Below are 17,821 nucleotides of genomic sequence, written 5' to 3'. Positions count from 1 at the left end.
AGTGCAGTGTCTCCGGCTGACCCAGGCACCATCGTGTGCCGTTGATCCACGGTTGGGCCGGTCTATACCGGCCCTTGGCGTTACATGGAAATCGTTGTGTAGTTGGTCCAGGCGGGGGCCCGATAATGAAAAAACTGAACGCAGGCAATCTACTCGCGGGTGCGCGCAGCAGTACGTTGATCGCCGGACTCTTCGTGGTCCTGATCGTCTCCATCGTGCTGCTGTTCGCCAACTTCGCGTACCTCAACACGCAGGCGAACCACGACCAGGAATACCTCGGCCACTCCGGTGAGCTGCGGGTTCTGTCCCAGCGTATCGCCAAGAACGCCACCGAAGCGGCGGCGGGCAAGCCCGAGGCCTTCGTTCTGTTGAAGGAAGCGCGCAACGACTTCGAGAAACGCTGGAATATTCTGATGAGCGGCGACGCGGAGACCGGCCTGCCGCCGGCGCCCGAGGCCGTGAAGACAGAGATGGATGCCGTGCAGGCCGACTGGAACAGCCTGAGGCAGAACTCCGACGCCATCTTGGCCAGCGAGCAGACCGTACTCTCCCTGCACCAGGTAGCCGGCACCCTCGCCGAGACCATCCCGCAGCTGCAGGTCGAGTACGAGGAAGTCGTGGACATCCTGCTGGAAAGCGGCGCCCCCGCAGCCCAGGTTTCCGTGGCCCAGCGTCAGTCGCTGCTGGCCGAACGGATCCTCGGCTCCGTGAACAAGGTACTGGCCGGTGATCAGGACTCCGTGCAGGCTGCCGACATGTTCGGTCGCGACGCCAGCCTGTTCGGCCGCGTACTGAACGCGATGCTCGAAGGCAACGCCGCCATGGAAATCACCAAGGTGACCGACAGTGAGGCCCTGGAGCGCCTGCAGGAGATTTCCGAACTGTTCGAGTTCGTCTCCGGTTCCGTGGACGAGATTCTCGAAACCTCGCCCGAACTCTTCCAGGTCCGCGAATCCGCCAACACCATCTTCACCGGCTCCCAGACCCTGCTGGACAAAGCGTCCCAACTGGCCGCCGGCTTCGAGGAACAGGCCGATGGCCGCAGCCTGAACACCCTGGCTGGTTACGTCCTCGGTGCCCTGGCACTGGGCTCGATCATCCTGATCGGCCTGGTCATGGTTCAGACCACCCGCCAGCGTCTGGCCGAGACCGCCGAGAAGAACGAACGTAACCAGGCTGCGATTCTGCGACTGCTCGACGAGATCGCCGACCTTGCAGACGGTGACTTGACCGTAGCAGCGACCGTAACCGAGGACTTCACCGGTGCGATCGCGGACTCGATCAACTACTCCATCGACCAGCTCCGCGAACTGGTAGAGACCATCAACCTGACCGCCGTGCAGGTAGCCGCCGCTGCCCAGGAAACCCAGGCCACCGCCATGCACCTGGCCGAGGCTTCCGAGCACCAGGCCCAGGAAATCGCCGGTGCGTCCGCCGCGATCAACGAAATGGCCGTGTCGATTGACCAGGTATCGGCGAACGCCTCGGAGTCCTCCGCGGTAGCGGAGCGTTCCGTAGCCATCGCCAACAAGGGCAACGAAGTGGTGCACAACACCATCACCGGCATGGACAACATCCGCGAGCAGATCCAGGACACCTCCAAGCGAATCAAGCGTCTCGGTGAATCGTCCCAGGAGATCGGTGACATCGTGAGCCTGATTAACGACATCGCCGACCAGACCAACATCCTTGCACTGAACGCCGCGATCCAGGCGTCCATGGCGGGCGACGCGGGTCGAGGCTTCGCCGTGGTAGCGGACGAGGTACAGCGCCTCGCAGAACGCTCCTCCGCCGCGACCAAGCAGATTGAGGCCCTGGTTAAAACCATTCAGACCGACACCAACGAAGCAGTTATCTCCATGGAGCAGACCACCTCCGAAGTGGTACGCGGTGCCCGCCTCGCGCAGGACGCCGGTGTGGCCCTGGAGGAGATCGAGAAGGTATCCAAGACCCTCGCGGCCCTGATCCAGAACATCTCCAACGCGGCGCGCCAGCAGGCGTCGTCCGCGGGCCACATTTCCAACACCATGAACGTCATTCAGGAGATCACCTCGCAGACCTCCGCCGGTACCACGGCAACCGCCAAGAGCATCGGTAACCTCGCCAAGATGGCGAGTGAGATGCGCAAGTCGGTATCCGGCTTCAACCTGCCGGACGCAGACCGGGCCTGAACAAGGGAGGTGCCGCAGCCTGAGGCTGCGGCGCAACGGCCATGAGCGAGAGGCACGACAGCATGCAGCCTGGCGGCGTGTGGGCCTTGAAACCCATGGCCGATATGACCCCCGCGCAGTTCCATGACTGGCAATCGCTGCTCGAGGAACGCACCGGCGTGGTCATCAACGAGCAGCGACGCTCGTTCCTGCAGACCAACCTAACCGCGCGGATGCGTGAGCTGGGCGTAGACGACTACACCCTCTACTTCCGCCAGGTCACCGACGGGCCGCGTGGTGCCGTCGAATGGTCGACCCTGCTGGACCGCCTCACCGTTCAGGAAACCCGTTTCTTCCGCCATGGCCCCTCGTTCGACCTGCTCTGCACTTACCTGCGCGAGCGCGTCGCGAGGGGGCTGGACAGCCCCCTCGCCCTCTGGAGCGTCGGCTGTTCCAGTGGCGAAGAACCGTATTCCCTGGCCATTGCGGCCGCCGAGGCCCTCATGGGCAGCGAGCGGCCCGATTATTTTGGTGTCACCGGCACCGACATCAGCCTCAGCGCGCTGAACAAGGCTCGCGAGGGGGTGTACGGCGCCCGGCGCCTGGAGCACCTGGACGGCGACATGGGCGAGCGCTACTTCCAGTCTCTGGGCGATGGCCGTTTCAAAGTTGTGGAGAGCCTGGCCGCGCGCGTGTGTTGCGCCCGGCTCAATGTGCTGGAACTGGCGAAGGCGCCAATGTCCGGCATGGACGTAATCTTCTGTCAGAACCTGCTGATCTATTTCCGCCGCTGGCGTCGCCGTGAAATCCTCAATCGCCTGGCCGAGCGCCTGGCGCCCGGTGGGCTCATGGTGATCGGCGTCGGTGAAGTGGTTGGTTGGCACCATCCGGACCTGGAGCCGGTGGCCGACGATCAGGTTCTGGCATTCACCCGGAAGGGATAGCAGACGGCTATGAGTGATCGGCACGATTATGTCGCCCTGGAGTGGGTCAAGGGCGAGATCGCGGAAACCCTGAAGCAGGCCCGCCAGGCCCTGGAGGCGTTCGTCGAGAACACCCAGGACCCGACGCGCATGCGTTTCTGCCAGACCTACGTGCACCAGGTCCACGGCACCCTGCAGATGGTCGAGTTCTACGGCGCGGCCCTGCTCGCCGAGGAAATGGAGCAGCTCGCCCAGGCGCTGATGGAAGGCCGCGTGACCAACCAGGGCGAAGCCCTGGAAGTGCTCATGCAGGCCATCCTGCAACTGCCGGTCTATCTGGATCGCATCCAGAGCGCACGCCGCGACCTGCCCATGGTCGTCCTGCCGCTGCTCAACGACCTGCGCGCCGCCCGTGGCGAGAAGCTGCTGTCCGAAACCAGCCTGTTCTCCCCTGATCTCTCCAGCCGCACCCCCGCACTCTCGGTGGATGCGCTGGCCCGCATGCGCACCGCCGAACTGCCGGTACTGCTGCGCAAGCTGCGGCAGATGCTGCAGATGGCCCTGGTGGGAATCATCCGTGGCCAGGACCTGGCCACCAACCTCGGCTACATGGCCCGCGTCTTCGCCCGCCTCGAATCGCTGTGCAAGGAGGCCCCGTTGGGTACCTTGTGGCCCATCGCCTCCGGCATGGTCGAAGGCCTGGCCAATGGCAGCGTGGTCAACGGCACCTCCGTCCGCACCCTGCTGCGTCAGATCGACAAGGAGCTCAAGCGCCTGGTCGACCAGGGCGCCGATGGCATCAACCAGCCGGCCCCGGACGAACTGGTCAAGAATCTGCTGTTCTACATCGCCAAGGCCCCGGCCCAGTCACCGCGCATCCGTGCCCTGAAGGAGCAGTACCGCCTCGACGAAGCCCTGCCCGACACCGACGTGGTGGACGAGGAGCGCGCCCGCCTGGCCGGCCCCGACCGCGACGCCATGCGCTCGGTGGTCACCGCCCTCTGCGAAGAGCTGGTCCGCGTCAAGGACAGCCTCGACATCTTCGTGCGCAGCGACCGCCGCGGCGTCACCGAGCTGGATGCCCTGCTCGCGCCCCTCAAGCAGATCGCAGACACCCTCGCCGTGCTCGGTTTCGGCCAGCCGCGCCGGGTCATTCTCGACCAGATCGACGTCATCCACAGCCTGTCCCTCGGCCAGCGCGAGCCCAACGACGCTGTCCTCATGGATGTCGCCGGCGCCCTGCTGTACGTCGAGGCAACCCTCGCCGGCATGGTCGGCCCGGCCGATGATGGCTCCAGCGAAGAGAGCCACCTGCCCACCACCGACGTGGCGCAGATTCATCAACTGGTGATCAAGGAAGCGCGCAACGGCCTCGAACAGGCCAAGGACGCGATCATCGAGTTCATCGCGTCCCAGTGGAACCACGAACACCTGGCCCGCGTACCGGATCTGCTGACCCAGGTCCGTGGCGGCCTGGCGATGATCCCGCTGGCACGCGCTGCCGCCCTGCTGGAAGCCTGCAACCGCTACATCCAGGAACAGCTCCTGGCCCGCAAGGCCGTGCCCAACTGGCAGAGCCTGGATACCCTGGCCGACGCCATCACCAGCGTCGAGTACTACCTGGAGCGCCTCTCCGAAGACCATGCCACCCAAGGTGACATGATCCTCGACGTGGCCGAGGAGAGCCTGGAGAACCTGGGTTACCCGCTCAAGGCCAAGCCCTCCATTCTCGATCTTCCGGAGTTCCAGACCGAAGAACCCGCCCCGCTGGCCGACCCGGTTGAGGAAATCGAAGTTCTCGCCGAGGAAGCACCCGCGACGGTCGAGCCCCTGGCCTTCGAACCCTTGCCGGTCGAGCCGGAAATCACGCTCGATGCCGGCTTCGCCGAGGTTCCTGCCCCGGTGGAAGAGGTGCCCGCACTGGTGGATGCCCTGCCGGAACTCGAACCGCTGGACAGCGCCGAGCCGGTGGCCTTCGACGCACTGCCCGAACTGGAGCCGCTGCCCGAGCTGGATGCGCAGCCGCTGCTGGACGAACCCCTGGAGCTGGGCACCCTCGACAGCTTCGAGACCACCGAGCTGAAGGCCGATGATGCGCCGACGCTGCTGGTCTCCGATGACAACTGGAACCTCGGTGAGCCGGAGGCCCAGTCGCCCGACGTCATCGACTTCAGCCTCGACGCCCCGCTGGAGCTGGAATCCCTCGATCAGCCCAAGCCGGCCGACGAGCCCTTCGCCTCCTTCGACCTCGAGGCACTGGAGCCGCTGCCGGCTGCCGAGCCTCTCGAACCGATGCTGGACGAGCCCCTCAGCCTCGCGCCGCTGCCCGAATCCACCCCCAACTGGGACGACGTGGAACTGAGCGGCCTCGACCTGCCGGAGGTCGACCTGCCTTCCGCTCCGCTGGCGCCCGTCGCTGCCCCGGTCGAGGAAGCGCCCCGCGCGCTGTCCATGGCCGATGTCATGGCCGCCCCGGTGCAGCCCATCAACCCGCCCGCCGGCGAAGTTCCGCCCAGCCTGTTGCCGCCGCCTGCCGACGAAGAGCCGGTGGACGACGAACTGCTGGAGGTCTTCATCGAAGAAGCCGGCGAAGTGCTGGAAACCATTGGCGACTACCTGCCGCGCTGGTGCGCCAACACCGACGACAAGGATGCGCTGACCGAAGTCCGCCGCGCCTTCCACACCCTCAAGGGCAGCGGCCGCATGGTCCGCGCGCTGGTCATCGGCGAGCTGTCATGGTCCATCGAGAACCTGCTCAACCGCGTGCTCGACCGCAGCATCCAGCCGGATGAAGACGTCAAGGGCGTGGTCAACGACGTGGTCGCCCTGCTGCCACAACTGGTGGACGAATTCGCCGCCAAGGCCCAGCGCCAGCGTGACGATGTCGACCACCTGGCCGCCGAGGCGCACGCCCTGGCCAAGGGGCAGCGCCTCCCAAAATCTGAAGCCCCGGTCTCCGTACAGGCTGCCGAGCCCGTGGGCGAGCTTCCTTCTCAGCCCGAAGTGGCCGCGCCGACCGCTGTTTACAGCGCGTCGACCGATGAAGAGCCGCTCGACCCGCAGTTGCTGGACATCTTCCGCAACGAGGCCGAAGCCCATCTGGAAACCCTCGTCGGCTTCCTTGCCGATTGTTCGCAGTCCCTGCCGCAGCCGGTGACCGACAACCTCCAGCGCGCCCTGCACACCCTCAAGGGCAGTGCACACATGGCCGGCATCCTGCCGATCGCCGCCATCGCCATGCCGCTGGAGAAACTGGCCAAGGAGTACAAGACCAACCTGATCCAGATGGACCTGGTGGATGCCGAACTGCTGCGCGATGCCGAGCAGCTCTTCCGCATCGGCCTGGAGCAACTGGAAACTGCCCCGTTGCGCCCGATCCCCGGGACCGAGGCCTTCCTCGAGCGCGTCCAGCGTCTGCACGCCGAGCGTATCGGCGCCGCCGAAGCCGCTCGCCTGGGCGAGCAGGGCCAGTCCGGGCGCGACCCGCAACTGATCTCCATCTTCCTCGCCGAAGGCATGGACATCCTCCTGGATGCCGAGGACCTGCTGCGCCGCTGGCGCGAGCACCCCTCCGAACGCCAGGAACTGGGCGCCCTGCTGGAAGAGCTGAACACCCTCGGCCGAGGTGCCGAGATGGCCGAGCTGCCGCAGATCGAAGAACTCTGCGAAGCCCTGCTGGACACCTACGGTGCCGTCGAGGAAGGCAGCCTGCCGGTCAGCGAACGCTTCTTCGACGAGGCCGAGCGGGCCCACGAAGCGCTGATCAGCATGATGGACCAGGTCGCCGCGGCCCTTCAGGTCACGCCTCAACCGGAGCGGGTCCAGGCCCTGCGCGACCTGCTCCAGCAGGCCGTCGACCCGGCAGCCCTCGCGCTGCTGGACATGGATCGCGACACCGGGCTGCTGGTCGAAGAGCAGGACCAGGTGTTGCCGCCTGCCGCCGAGCCCGAGCTGCCGCCCGCGGACGACGCCGCACTGCCGCCGCTGCCCGAGCTGGATGAAGTGCCGGCCTTTGAGCAGGTGACCCTGCCGGAGCTGGTGGATGAGGCCATCGAGCCGATGTCTGCTCCGGTCGCCGAGCCTGCCGCAGCCGTCGAAGCGGCTACCGCACCGTTGGCCTACGAGAACCTCGATGAAGAGATGGTCTCCATCTTCCTCGAAGAGGCCGTGGACATCCTGGAAAGCGCCGGCCAGGCGCTGGAACGCTGGCTCGACGAGCCGGACAATCACGCGCCGCTGCACTCGCTGCAGCGTGACCTGCACACCCTCAAGGGCGGTGCGCGCATGGCCGAGATCGCCCCCATCGGCGACCTCGCCCACGAACTCGAGTCCCTCTACGAAGGGCTGGTGGACCGCCGCTTCAACCATTCCCCGGCATTGGCCGGCCTGCTCCAGGCCAGCCATGACGACCTGGCCGTGATGCTCGACCAGCTCCAGGCCCGTCAGCCGCTGCGTAACCCGGAGGCGCTGATCCAGGCGATTCGCGCGTTTCGCCAAGGCGGTACGGTAAGCCTGCCCGTCGCGCCGGTGGCCGAGGCCCCGGTTGACGAAGTCATCGTCCCGCCGGCAGAGGCGCAAGCGCCTGCCTTGCCGGATGAGGTGTCCGAAGAGTCCCTCGAATTGAATGCCGGCCTGCTTGAGCTGGACGATGACGTCCTGCCGCTGCCGGCCCTCGACGAGCCTGACGCCGACATCCCGCTGGTGCTGGAAGAACTGCCCCTGCCGGAGGCCGACGAGCCGGCGCCCGAGACCGTAGAAAGCCCCGAGGCCGATGCCTGGCTGCTTGACGAGACCGAAGGCGACCTTTCGCCTGCCCCCGAAGCCGAAGCCGAAGCCGAAGCCGAAGCCGAAGCCGAAGCCGAAGCCGAAGCCGAAGCCGAAGCCGAAGCCGAAGCCGAAGCCGAAGCCGAAGCCGAAGCCGAAGCCACACTTTCTCCCGAGCCCGAGCCCGAGCCCGAGCCCGAGCCCGAGCCCGAGCTGGACGCCGAATGGCTGCCGGTGGATGAAGCCCCGGCGCTGCCGGAGGTGGACGACGAGCCGAGCATCGAGCTGGCGCTGCCCGAGGTGGCCGAGACCCCAGCCCCGGTCGAGCCGGTTGTACCGGCTCCCGTGGTGAGCGAGCCGGTCCACAGCGCCTTCGATGACCGTGATCCCGAACTGGTGGAAATCTTCCTCGAGGAAGGCTTCGACATCATCGAAAGCGCCGGCAACGCCCTGCAGCGCTGGATGGAGGACGTCGACAACCTGCTGGAAGTCGAGGCCCTGCAACGCGACCTGCACACCCTCAAGGGTGGTGCGCGCATGGCCGAGATCCGCGAGATCGGCGACCTCGCCCACGAACTGGAGTTCCTCTACGAAGGCCTCTGTGGCGGCCGCCTGCGCGCCAGCCCGACCTTGTTCGGGTTGCTGCAGTCCTGCCATGACCGCCTCGCCGAGATGCTCGAAGCCGTGCGTGACAAGCGCGCGGTACCGGACGGCAGTGTGCTGATCGACGCGATCCGCCGCTTCCGTGCCAACCCCGACGAACAACTCAGCATGCCCTCCAGCGTGCACCTGCAGCCTGTAGCCGCTGCGCCGGTGGTGGAGGACGAGGAAGCAGAAGCCGACATCCTCGACATCTTCCTCGAAGAGGGTGATGACCTGCTGGAAGCGATGGAGCGCACCATTGGCCGCTGGGAAGAGAAGCGTGACGACAGCGCCCAGATCGACGACCTGCTGCGCCTGTTGCACACCCTCAAGGGCGGTGCGCGCCTGGCCGGCCAGAAGCGCCTGGGCGACCTCAGTCACGACCTGGAGCAGCACCTGACCGAAGCGCTGCAACAGGGCGCGCCCTGGCCCGAGAGCCTGTTCCTCGACGTGCAGTCCGGCTTCGAAGGCCTGCAGGCCGAGCTCGACCAACTGCGTCAGCGCCTGGATGCCAGCCTTGCGGACGAGCCTGAAGCAACTGCCGAAGCGGCTCCCGAGCCGATGCCCCAGCCGACCCTCGCAGCCCCTATCGTGGCGGCGAGCGCCCTACCGGTGGCAGTGAGCGAAGACAAGATCCTGCCGTTCGTGCTCAAGGCCCAGGAGGCCGCCCAGGACGCTGCCGCGCGTCGTGCGCCGCAGGAAATGGTCAAGGTGCCGGCCGACCTGCTGGAAGGCCTGGTCAACCTGGCGGGCGAAACGTCCATCTTCCGTGGCCGTGTCGAGCAGCAGGTGAGCGACTTCAGCTTCACCCTGAGCGAAATGGAATCCACCATCGAGCGGGTTCGCGACCAGCTCCGTCGTCTCGACACCGAGACCCAGGCGCAGATCCTCAGCCGCTACCAGGCCGAGGCCGAGCGCGCCGGCTACGAAGACTTCGACCCGCTGGAAATGGACCGCCATTCCCAGCTGCAACAGCTCTCCCGCGCGCTGTTCGAGTCCGCGTCCGACTTGCTGGACCTGAAGGAAACCCTGGCGGCGCGTAACCGCGACGCCGAAACCCTGCTGCTGCAACAGGCACGGGTCAACACCGAGCTTCAGGAAGGTCTCATGCGCACCCGCATGGTGCCCTTCGACCGCCTCGTACCGCGCCTGCGTCGCATCGTGCGCCAGGTGGCCAGCGAGCTGGGCAAGCAGGTGGAGTTCCTCGTCGGCAACGCCGAGGGCGAAATGGACCGGACCGTGCTCGAGCGCATCGTCGCGCCCCTGGAGCACATGCTGCGCAACGCCGTCGACCATGGCATCGAGCCGGTCGAACTGCGCCGCGCCGCCGGCAAGCCCGACGCCGGTACCATCCGCCTGACCCTGGGCCGCGAGGGTGGCGACATTCTCCTGACCCTGGCCGATGACGGTGGCGGTATCCGCCTCGACGCCGTGCGCCGCAAGGCCATCGAGCGCGGGCTGATGGACGCCGACTCCCAGCTTTCCGACCACGAGGTGCTGCAGTTCATCCTCGAGGCCGGTTTCTCCACCGCCGAAAGGGTCACGCAGATCTCCGGGCGTGGCGTGGGCATGGACGTGGTGCACTCCGAGGTCAAGCAGCTCGGTGGCTCCATGAGCATCGAGTCGACCCCGGGCGAGGGCTCGCGCTTCCTCATCCGCCTGCCGTTCACCGTGTCGGTCAACCGTGCACTGATGGTGCTCTCCGGTGAGGACCTCTACGCCATCCCGCTGAACACCATCGAAGGCATCGTGCGGGTCTCCCCGTATGAGCTGGAGACCTACTACCAGCCGGACGCGCCGCGCTTCGAGTACGCCGGCCAGGCCTACGAGCTGAAATACCTGGGCGACCTGCTGAACAACGGCCAGCATCCCAAGCTGGTGGGCCAGAGCCTGCCGCTGCCGGTGATCCTGGTGCGTTCCACCGAGCACGCCGTGGCCGTCCAGGTGGACGCCCTGGCCGGCTCCCGCGAGATCGTGGTAAAGGGCCTCGGCCCGCAGTTCGCCGGGGTGCAGGGCATCTCCGGTGCCACCATCCTCGGGGACGGCCGCGTGGTGGTGATTCTCGACCTGCTGGCGACCATTCGTGCGCGCCATGCGCACCAGGTGCAGATGCTGCCGCGCACCACCAGCCAGGCCGCCCTGCCGGCGGAGCTGGACCACGACCGCCCGCCAGTGGTCATGGTGGTGGACGATTCGGTCACCGTGCGCAAGGTCACCAGCCGCCTGCTGGAACGCAATGGCATGAACGTGCTGACCGCCAAGGACGGGGTGGATGCCATCGCCCAGCTGCAGGAGCACCGCCCCGACGTCATGCTGCTGGACATCGAAATGCCGCGCATGGACGGCTTCGAAGTGGCCACCCTGGTACGCCACGACGCGAGCCTGAAGGACCTGCCGATCATCATGATCACCTCCCGTACCGGCGAGAAACACCGCGAGCGGGCGATGGCCATCGGCGTCAACGACTACCTGGGCAAGCCGTACCAGGAGTCCCTGCTGCTTGAAACCATCCAGCGACTGGTCAAGGGACATGACTGAGAAGACCTCTGCACGCATCGCCGTCATCGCCGACACCTCGCTGCAGCGCCATGTGCTGCAGCAGGCGCTGGTCGGCAACGGCTACCAGGTGATCCTCAACAGTGACCCGGCCCGTCTCGACGACGACGCCCTGAGCGCCTGTGACGCCGACCTCTGGTTGGTGGACCTGGCCCAGTCGGAAGACTCGCCGCTGGTGGACAGCCTGCTGGAGCGCGCCAGCGCCCCGGTGCTGTTCGGTGAAGGGCATGCCCCCGAGCGCCATTCGGAAAACTACCCGCGCTGGGAGCGCCGCCTGTTCGGCAAGCTCAAGCGCCTGGTGGGAGACCCCGCCGTGGCGGTCGGCCCGAGCCTGGAAGCGCTGATGGTCGAAGCCCAACGCCCTGCGCGTCTGGACCTGCCGCGTTCCCTGGCGGAGACCCCGCTGGTGGCTGGCGAGCCGGCTCGCCAGGTCTGGCTGCTGGCGGCATCCCTCGGCGGTCCGGCAGCGGTCAAGGCCTTCCTTGATGCACTGCCCGGCGGCCTGCCGGTGGGCTTCCTCTACGCCCAGCACATCGATCCCGCCTTCGAAAGCATCCTGCCCCAGGCTGTAGGCCGCCACAGCCAGTGGCCGGTCAACCTGGCTCGCCCCGGCGACCGCGTGCGCGCCGGCGAGGTGGTGGTGGTACCGATCGCCCAGGAGCTGACCTTTGCCGAAGACGGCGCGATGCTCATGGGCAATCGTCCCTGGCCCGAGCCCTATAGCCCGTCCATCGACCAGATCATGCTCAACCTCGCCCAGCACTTCGGCGAGCAGTGCGGCGTGATCGCCTTCAGCGGCATGGGCAGCGACGGCAGCGCTGCCGCCGCCTACGTGCGCCGCCAGGGGGCGCCGATCTGGACCCAGCGCGCCGAGAGCTGCGTCTGTTCGAGCATGCCCGACAGCCTGCGTGAAGGCGGCTACAGCAATTTCAGTGCCGACCCGCGCGAGCTGGCCCAGGCGCTGGTGAACCACCTGGCCGAGCAGTGCGCCTGAGGCGCCGCCGGTGGTCTTGAAGAATCCTTGAAGGAAACGCCATGAGCCAAGCCGTCGCCAACACCCAGAGTGCCAACAGCCTGACCGGGTTGCTGCTGCCGCTGTCCGACCGCACCCTGCTGGTGCCCAACGTGGCCGTGGCGGAGCTGATCCCCTACCGGGCGCCCCAGGCGTCCGCCGGGATGCCGGCCTGGTTCCTCGGCCAGGTGGCCTGGCGCGACCTGCGCCTACCCCTGCTGTCGTTCGAGGCGGCCAGCGGTGGCCAGCCCCAGGTGGGCTCCAGCGCGCGGGTGGTGGTGCTCAACGCCCTGGGCAGCCGTGCCCATGTGAAGTTCATCGCCCTGCTGGTGCAGGGCATTCCGCGTTCCCTCAAGGTCGACACCGACCTGCCCTCGGCGAATGCCGAGCTGCTGCCCCTGGAGCTGGGCTCGGTGCAGTTGGAGGACGGTATCGCCAAGATCCCGGACCTGGTCGCCCTGGAGCAACTCCTGGCGGATGCCGGCCTGATCTGAGCCGGCCGGGCCGCTGCGGCGGCCTGCTCCCTAGAAATCCCCCCACAACTGCTGGGCGACGCTCAGCGCGACCACCGGCGCGGTTTCCGTGCGCAGCACGCGCGGGCCCAGGCGTGCCGCCTGGAAGCCCTGCTGTTGGGCGGCTTCCACTTCGGCGTCGGACAGCCCGCCCTCCGGGCCGATGAGGAACGCCAGCGTGGCCGGTCGTGCATGGCTGGCCAGGGGCTCTGCCACCGGGTGAAGGACCAGCTTGAGGTCCGCCTCCACCTGCTTCTGCCACTCCCCCAGCGTCACCGGCGGGTGGATCACCGGCAGCACCGAGCGGCCGCATTGCTCGCAGGCGCTGATGGCCACCTGGCGCCAGTGGGCCAGGCGCTTGTCGGCACGCTCATCCTTCAGGCGCACTTCGCAGCGCTCGCTCACCAGGGGGGTGATCTCCGCTACCCCCAGCTCGGTGGCCTTCTGGATGGCCCAGTCCATGCGCTCGCCCCGGGACAGGCCCTGGCCGAGGTGGACCTTCAGCGGCGACTCGACCAGGCCGGCGAAGGCTTCGCGCAGTTCGACGCGGACGCTCTTCTTGCCGAGTTCCACCAGTTCGCCGATGAATTCCTGGCCCGAGCCGTCGAACAACTGGACGGCATCACCTTCAGTGAGGCGCAGCACGCGACCGATGTAGTGGGCCTGGGCCTCGGGCAGGGTGTGTTGTCCGAGGGCGAGGGGGGCGTCGATGAAAAAGCGGGAAAGGCGCATGGATTCGGCGGGCTGAAGAGGGAAAGCCGCAAGCTTACCCGCTTCGCCGCCCGCCGTTAAACCGCCTGACAGGCCGCTGCCCGGCTAGCCCGGGTCGCGGTGATTGGGGTGCAGGTCGGTCGCGACGGCCACGCTCACCCCGTCACGGGTGGCGATGTCGATGCCTTCGCTGGCCACCTCGGCGAGGAAGTCGATCTCCTCCGGGGTGATCACGTAGGGCGGCAGGAAGTACACCACGTTGCCCAGCGGACGAAGCAAAGCGCCGCGCTCCAGGGCGTGCTGGAACACCTTCAGGCCACGGCGCTCCTGCCAGGGGTAGGGCGTGCGGCTGGCCTTGTCCTGGACCATCTCCATGGCCAGCACCATGCCGGTCTGGCGGATCTCGGCAACGTGGGCGTGGTCGGCGAGGTGCGCGGTGGCGCTGGCCATGCGCGCGGCCAGGGCGCGGTTGGCCTCGATGACGTTGTCCTGCTCGAAGATGTCCAGGGTCGCCAGGGCGGCGGCGCAGGCCAGCGGATTGCCGGTGTAGGTGTGCGAGTGGAGGAAGGCGCGCAGGGTCTGGTAGTCGTCGTAGAAGCCCTGGTAGACGGCCTCCGAGGTGAGCACGGCGGCCATCGGCAGGTAGCCGCCGGTGAGTGCCTTGGAGAGCACCAGGAAGTCCGGGGCGATGCCGGCCTGCTCGCAGGCGAACATTGTGCCGGTGCGGCCGAAGCCGACGGCGATCTCGTCGTGGATCAGGTGCACGCCGTAGCGGTCGCAGGCCTCGCGCAGCAGCGTGAGGTAGATCGGGTGGTACATGCGCATGCCGCCGGCGCCCTGGATCAGCGGCTCGACGATCACGGCGGCGACCTCCTCGTGGTGTTCGGCGAGGGTCTGCTCCATGTGGGCGAACATGGCCCGCGAGTGGGCCTCCCAATTGACGCCTTCCGGGCGCAGGTAACAGTCCGGGGTCGGCACCTTGAGGGTGTCCATCAGCAGGGATTTGTAGGTTTCGGTGAACAGCGCCACGTCGCCGACCGACATCGCCGCGACGGTTTCACCGTGGTAGCTGTTGGTCAGGGTGACGAAGCGCTTCTTGCGCTCCAGGCCCTGGTTGCGCCAGAAGTGGTAGCTCATCTTCAGCGCCACCTCGATGCCCGAGGAGCCGTTGTCGGCATAGAAGACGCGGTCCAGTCCCTGGGGCGCGAGCTTCACCAGCCGCTCGGACAGCTCGATCACCGGCTGGTGGCTGAAGCCGGCGAGGATGACGTGCTCCAGTTGCTCGACCTGGTCCTTGATGCGCTGGTTGATGCGCGGGTTGGCGTGGCCGAACACGTTGACCCACCAGGAGCTGACCGCGTCCAGGTAGCGCTTGCCTTCGAAGTCCTCCAGCCACACGCCCTCGCCGCGGCGGATCGGCACCACCGGCAGGCGCTCGTGGTCCTTCATCTGGGTACAGGGATGCCACAGCACGGCGAGGTCGCGCTGCATCCAGTCGGCGTTTTGGCCCATGGTCGGTCTCCGGAAAGGTCGGGGAAGCCTATGCAATAGGGGTGAGATGGACAAGCGGGCCGATCCGGCACATCGCCGACGGGGTTCTCTGGTGGGGGCAGGGGCGCCTGGCGTATCCTGCGCGCCATTTGAAAGACGCTCGCTTTTCCTGGGGGAACCAATGTCTGCTGCCTGGCTGCGCGGGTGCGCGCTGATCCTGATCGGTTTGTTCTGCGTCGGTGCGCAGGGCAAGGAGAAACAACCCGCCGCGATCGTCGTCGGTGGCGGCATGGCCGGCCTGACGGCGGCTTATGAGCTTCAGCAGCAGGGCTGGCAGGTCACCCTGCTGGAGGCCAAGCCGTCCATCGGTGGCCGTTCCGGCCTGGCCACCACCGAGTGGATCGGCTCCGCCAAGCTGCAACCGACCCTCCACGCCTACCTCAAGGATTTCAAGCTCGGCACCATCCCGGCACCGGACTATGTGCGCGCTCCTGGCTACCTGGTGAGCGGTCGCTACTTCACCGAGGCCGACCTGCTGAAGGAAGCGCCTTCCACCGTCGAGGGCCTGAAGCGCTTCGACAAGAGTCTGGATGACCTCGCCGCGTCCATCGACGACCCGCTCAAGCCGCTGGTCAACCACACCCTGCAAAGCCTGGACGCCATCACCGCGTCCCGCTGGCTGGACAAGCTGGCCCTGCCGCCCACTGCCCGTGCCCTGGTGGACCAGCGTATTCGCTCCCGCTACGACGAGCCGTCGCGCCTGTCGCTGCTCTACCTGGCCCAGCAGGCCCGCGTCTACCGGGGCCTGCCGGAAGGTGACCTGCGCGCCGCGCGCCTGCCCGGCGGCAGCGCAGCCCTGGCCCAGGCGCTGGCGAAGAAACTGAAGACGGTTAAGACCAACGCCCGTGTCTCGGCCATCGTCCAGGACAAGGACGGCGTGACCGTGAAGGTTGGTGGCGCCGGCTACCGTGCCGACTACGTGGTGCTGGCCGTGCCGCTGCCGGCACTGGACAAGATCAGCCTCACACCGGCGCTGTCGGCGCTGCAGCTCAAGGCGCTGAAGGACATCAACTACGGCTGGCGTGACCAGTTGCTGCTCAAGTTCAAGAAGCCGGTCTGGGGCAAGAGCCGCCTTTCCGGTGAGGTCTACAGCGACCAGGGTCTGGGCATGTTGTGGGTCGAGCCGGCCCTGAAGGGCGGTGCCAACCTGCTGGTGAACATCTCCGGCGACAGCGCCCGCTTGCTGCAGGCCTTTGGCGACCGGCAGATGGTGGACCAGGTGCTGATCCGCCTGGACAAGTTCTTCCCCGGCGCCCGCGAGCAGTTCCAGGGCTTCGAGGTCCGTCGTTACGGCAAGGATGCGCTGGCCGGCGGCGCCTACCTGGCCTACGGCCCGGGCGAGATCAGCCAGTACTGGCGCCTGTGGGAAAAGCCGCTGCAGCGGGTGATCTTCGCCGGCGAGCACACCGACGCCCTCTACCCGGGCACCCTGGAAGGCGCCCTGCGCAGTGGCCAGCGCGCCGCCGGCCAGGCTCGCGACCTGTTCGCCGGCAAACCGCTGGAGCCTGTGGAGCAGGTCGCCGCGGCTGCGCCTGCCGCCCCGGCCAAGGCCGAGGCAGCCAAGCCGGAGAAGAAGGGCTTCTTCTCTTGGCTGTTCTGATTCCCTCGCCCTTTCACCCGTCCGGCGGCTGTACCAGCCGTCGGACATCTCTGTCAGACCTGTCCTATCGCTAAATTTTCCGCGTGCCGGGTCGTCTCCTATGATCGTATTGCTCGATATTTCAAAGCGACATTTTCTACTTTAATTCGATCTTTTTGCCGCTAGGCTTGTGGCCATTCGTTTTCAAGGGACCCTTCCTGATGCAGTGGCGCAACACTTCCGACCGCTTCGGCGCAATCAGCATTTTCCTGCACTGGGGCGTAGCCCTGGTGGTCTTCGGCCTGTTCGGCCTGGGGCTGTGGATGGTCGGCCTGGACTACTACAGCGGCTGGTACAAGACCGCGCCGGACATCCACAAAGGCCTCGGCGTGCTGCTGTTCCTGGTGATGGGGCTGCGTCTGGTGTGGCGCTTCCTGAGCCCTCCGCCACCGGCACCTGCCAATCACGGCCGCATGACCCGCCTGGGTTCCAAACTGGGCCACCTGGCGCTGTACGCCGGCCTCTTCGCCCTGATGATCTCCGGCTACCTGATTTCCACTGCCGATGGCCGTGGCATCGAGGTGTTCGGGCTGTTCGAAGTGCCCGCCACCCTGACCACCATTCCCGACCAGGAAGACGTGGCCGGTGTGGTCCACGAGTACCTCGCCTGGGGTCTGGTAATCTTCGCCGGCCTGCATGCCCTGGCTGCTCTCAAGCACCACTTCATCGATCGCGACGCCACCCTGGTCCGCATGCTCGGGCGCGCCGCCAAATAACGCTGCACCCTCACAAGGAGAAACACTGATGCTGAAGAAATCCCTCGCCGCGCTGACCCTCGGTGCTGCCCTGTTCGCCGGCCAGGCCATGGCTGCCGACTACGCCATCGACAAACAGGGCCAGCACGCCTTCGTCAACTTCAAGATCAGCCACCTGGGCTACAGCTGGCTCTACGGCACCTTCAAGGACTTCGACGGCACCTTCAGCTTCGACGCCAAGGCGCCCGAAGCCAGCAAGGTGAAGGTCGAGCTGAAGACCGGCAGTGTCGACACCAACCATGCCGAGCGCGACAAGCACATCAAGAGCGGTGACTTCCTGAACGTCAGCAAGCACCCGACCGCCACCTTCGAGTCCACCGGTGTGAAATCCACCGGCGAAGGCACCGCCGACGTGACCGGCAACCTGACCCTCAACGGCGTGACCAAGCCGGTGGTGATCAAGGCCAAGTTCATCGGCGAAGGCAGCGACCCGTGGGGCGGCTACCGTGCCGGCTTCGAAGGCACCACCACCCTGAAGCTGAAGGACTTCGACATCCAGAAGGACCTCGGCCCGGCTTCCCAGGAAGTCGAGCTGATCATCTCCTTCGAAGGTGTGCGCAAGTAACCTTCCCCAGGGAAACAGAAACGCCGGCGCAAGCCGGCGTT

Annotated in this window: 9 protein-coding genes and 1 pseudogene; 8 read left to right on the top strand and 2 right to left on the bottom strand. The window is 66.8% G+C overall.

Going from position 1 to position 17,821, the window contains the following annotated elements; all coding sequences use genetic code 11:
• Positions 1 to 125: 125 nt before the first annotated feature.
• From A9G05_RS00900 to A9G05_RS00880, 5 genes are all read left to right on the top strand, one after another.
• Positions 126 to 2,171 carry a methyl-accepting chemotaxis protein gene (locus A9G05_RS00900; protein WP_069559183.1) on the top strand — a complete coding sequence of 682 codons (2,046 nt, stop codon included), beginning with the start codon at positions 126 to 128 and terminating at the stop codon, positions 2,169 to 2,171.
• Positions 2,172 to 2,233: 62 nt separating this feature from the next.
• Positions 2,234 to 3,094 carry a protein-glutamate O-methyltransferase CheR gene (locus A9G05_RS00895; RefSeq protein WP_069559241.1) on the top strand — a complete coding sequence of 287 codons (861 nt, stop codon included), beginning with the start codon at positions 2,234 to 2,236 and terminating at the stop codon, positions 3,092 to 3,094.
• A gap of 9 nt (positions 3,095 to 3,103) precedes the next feature.
• Positions 3,104 to 11,017 carry an Hpt domain-containing protein gene (locus A9G05_RS00890; protein ID WP_069559182.1) on the top strand — a complete coding sequence of 2,638 codons (7,914 nt, stop codon included), beginning with the start codon at positions 3,104 to 3,106 and terminating at the stop codon, positions 11,015 to 11,017.
• The gene (locus A9G05_RS00885; protein ID WP_069559181.1) at positions 11,010 to 12,029 is read left to right on the top strand and encodes a chemotaxis protein CheB; all 1,020 of its coding nucleotides are present in this window, start codon (positions 11,010 to 11,012) and stop codon (positions 12,027 to 12,029) included. The genes A9G05_RS00890 and A9G05_RS00885 overlap by 8 nt, the downstream gene beginning before the upstream one ends.
• 41 nt (positions 12,030 to 12,070) lie before the next feature.
• Positions 12,071 to 12,541, top strand: a complete 471-nt coding sequence (locus A9G05_RS00880; protein WP_069559180.1) for a chemotaxis protein CheW — start codon at positions 12,071 to 12,073, stop codon at positions 12,539 to 12,541.
• Between the two features lie 30 nt (positions 12,542 to 12,571).
• On the opposite strand, the gene A9G05_RS00875 is transcribed toward A9G05_RS00880, so the two are convergent.
• Positions 12,572 to 13,291: a 16S rRNA (uracil(1498)-N(3))-methyltransferase gene (locus A9G05_RS00875; RefSeq protein ID WP_069559179.1), complete on the bottom strand. Its 720-nt coding sequence runs from the start codon at positions 13,289 to 13,291 to the stop codon at positions 12,572 to 12,574.
• Between the two features lie 84 nt (positions 13,292 to 13,375).
• Positions 13,376 to 14,782 (bottom strand): adenosylmethionine--8-amino-7-oxononanoate transaminase, encoded by a 1,407-nt coding sequence (locus tag A9G05_RS00870; RefSeq protein ID WP_069559178.1) that lies wholly within the window; start codon positions 14,780 to 14,782, stop codon positions 13,376 to 13,378.
• Positions 14,783 to 14,942: 160 nt separating this feature from the next.
• Between A9G05_RS00870 and A9G05_RS00865 the strand changes: the two are divergent.
• From A9G05_RS00865 to A9G05_RS00855, 3 genes and pseudogenes are all read left to right on the top strand, one after another.
• Positions 14,943 to 16,418, top strand: a pseudogene (locus A9G05_RS00865) (flavin monoamine oxidase family protein); the annotation flags it as partial.
• 203 nt (positions 16,419 to 16,621) lie between these two features.
• Positions 16,622 to 17,176, top strand: a complete 555-nt coding sequence (locus A9G05_RS00860) for a cytochrome b (protein WP_069559176.1) — start codon at positions 16,622 to 16,624, stop codon at positions 17,174 to 17,176.
• Between the two features lie 28 nt (positions 17,177 to 17,204).
• Complete coding sequence (locus tag A9G05_RS00855) at positions 17,205 to 17,780, top strand: YceI family protein (RefSeq protein ID WP_069559175.1); 576 nt, start codon at positions 17,205 to 17,207, stop codon at positions 17,778 to 17,780.
• Positions 17,781 to 17,821: the final 41 nt, after the last annotated feature.

Origin of the sequence: Pseudomonas sp. ENNP23 (assembly GCF_001728945.1) — a bacterium.
Classification (GTDB): Bacteria; Pseudomonadota; Gammaproteobacteria; order Pseudomonadales; family Pseudomonadaceae; genus Metapseudomonas; species Metapseudomonas otitidis.
The sequence above is the reverse complement of the archived record's forward strand: the minus strand, read 5'-3'. Positions and strand labels throughout refer to the sequence as shown.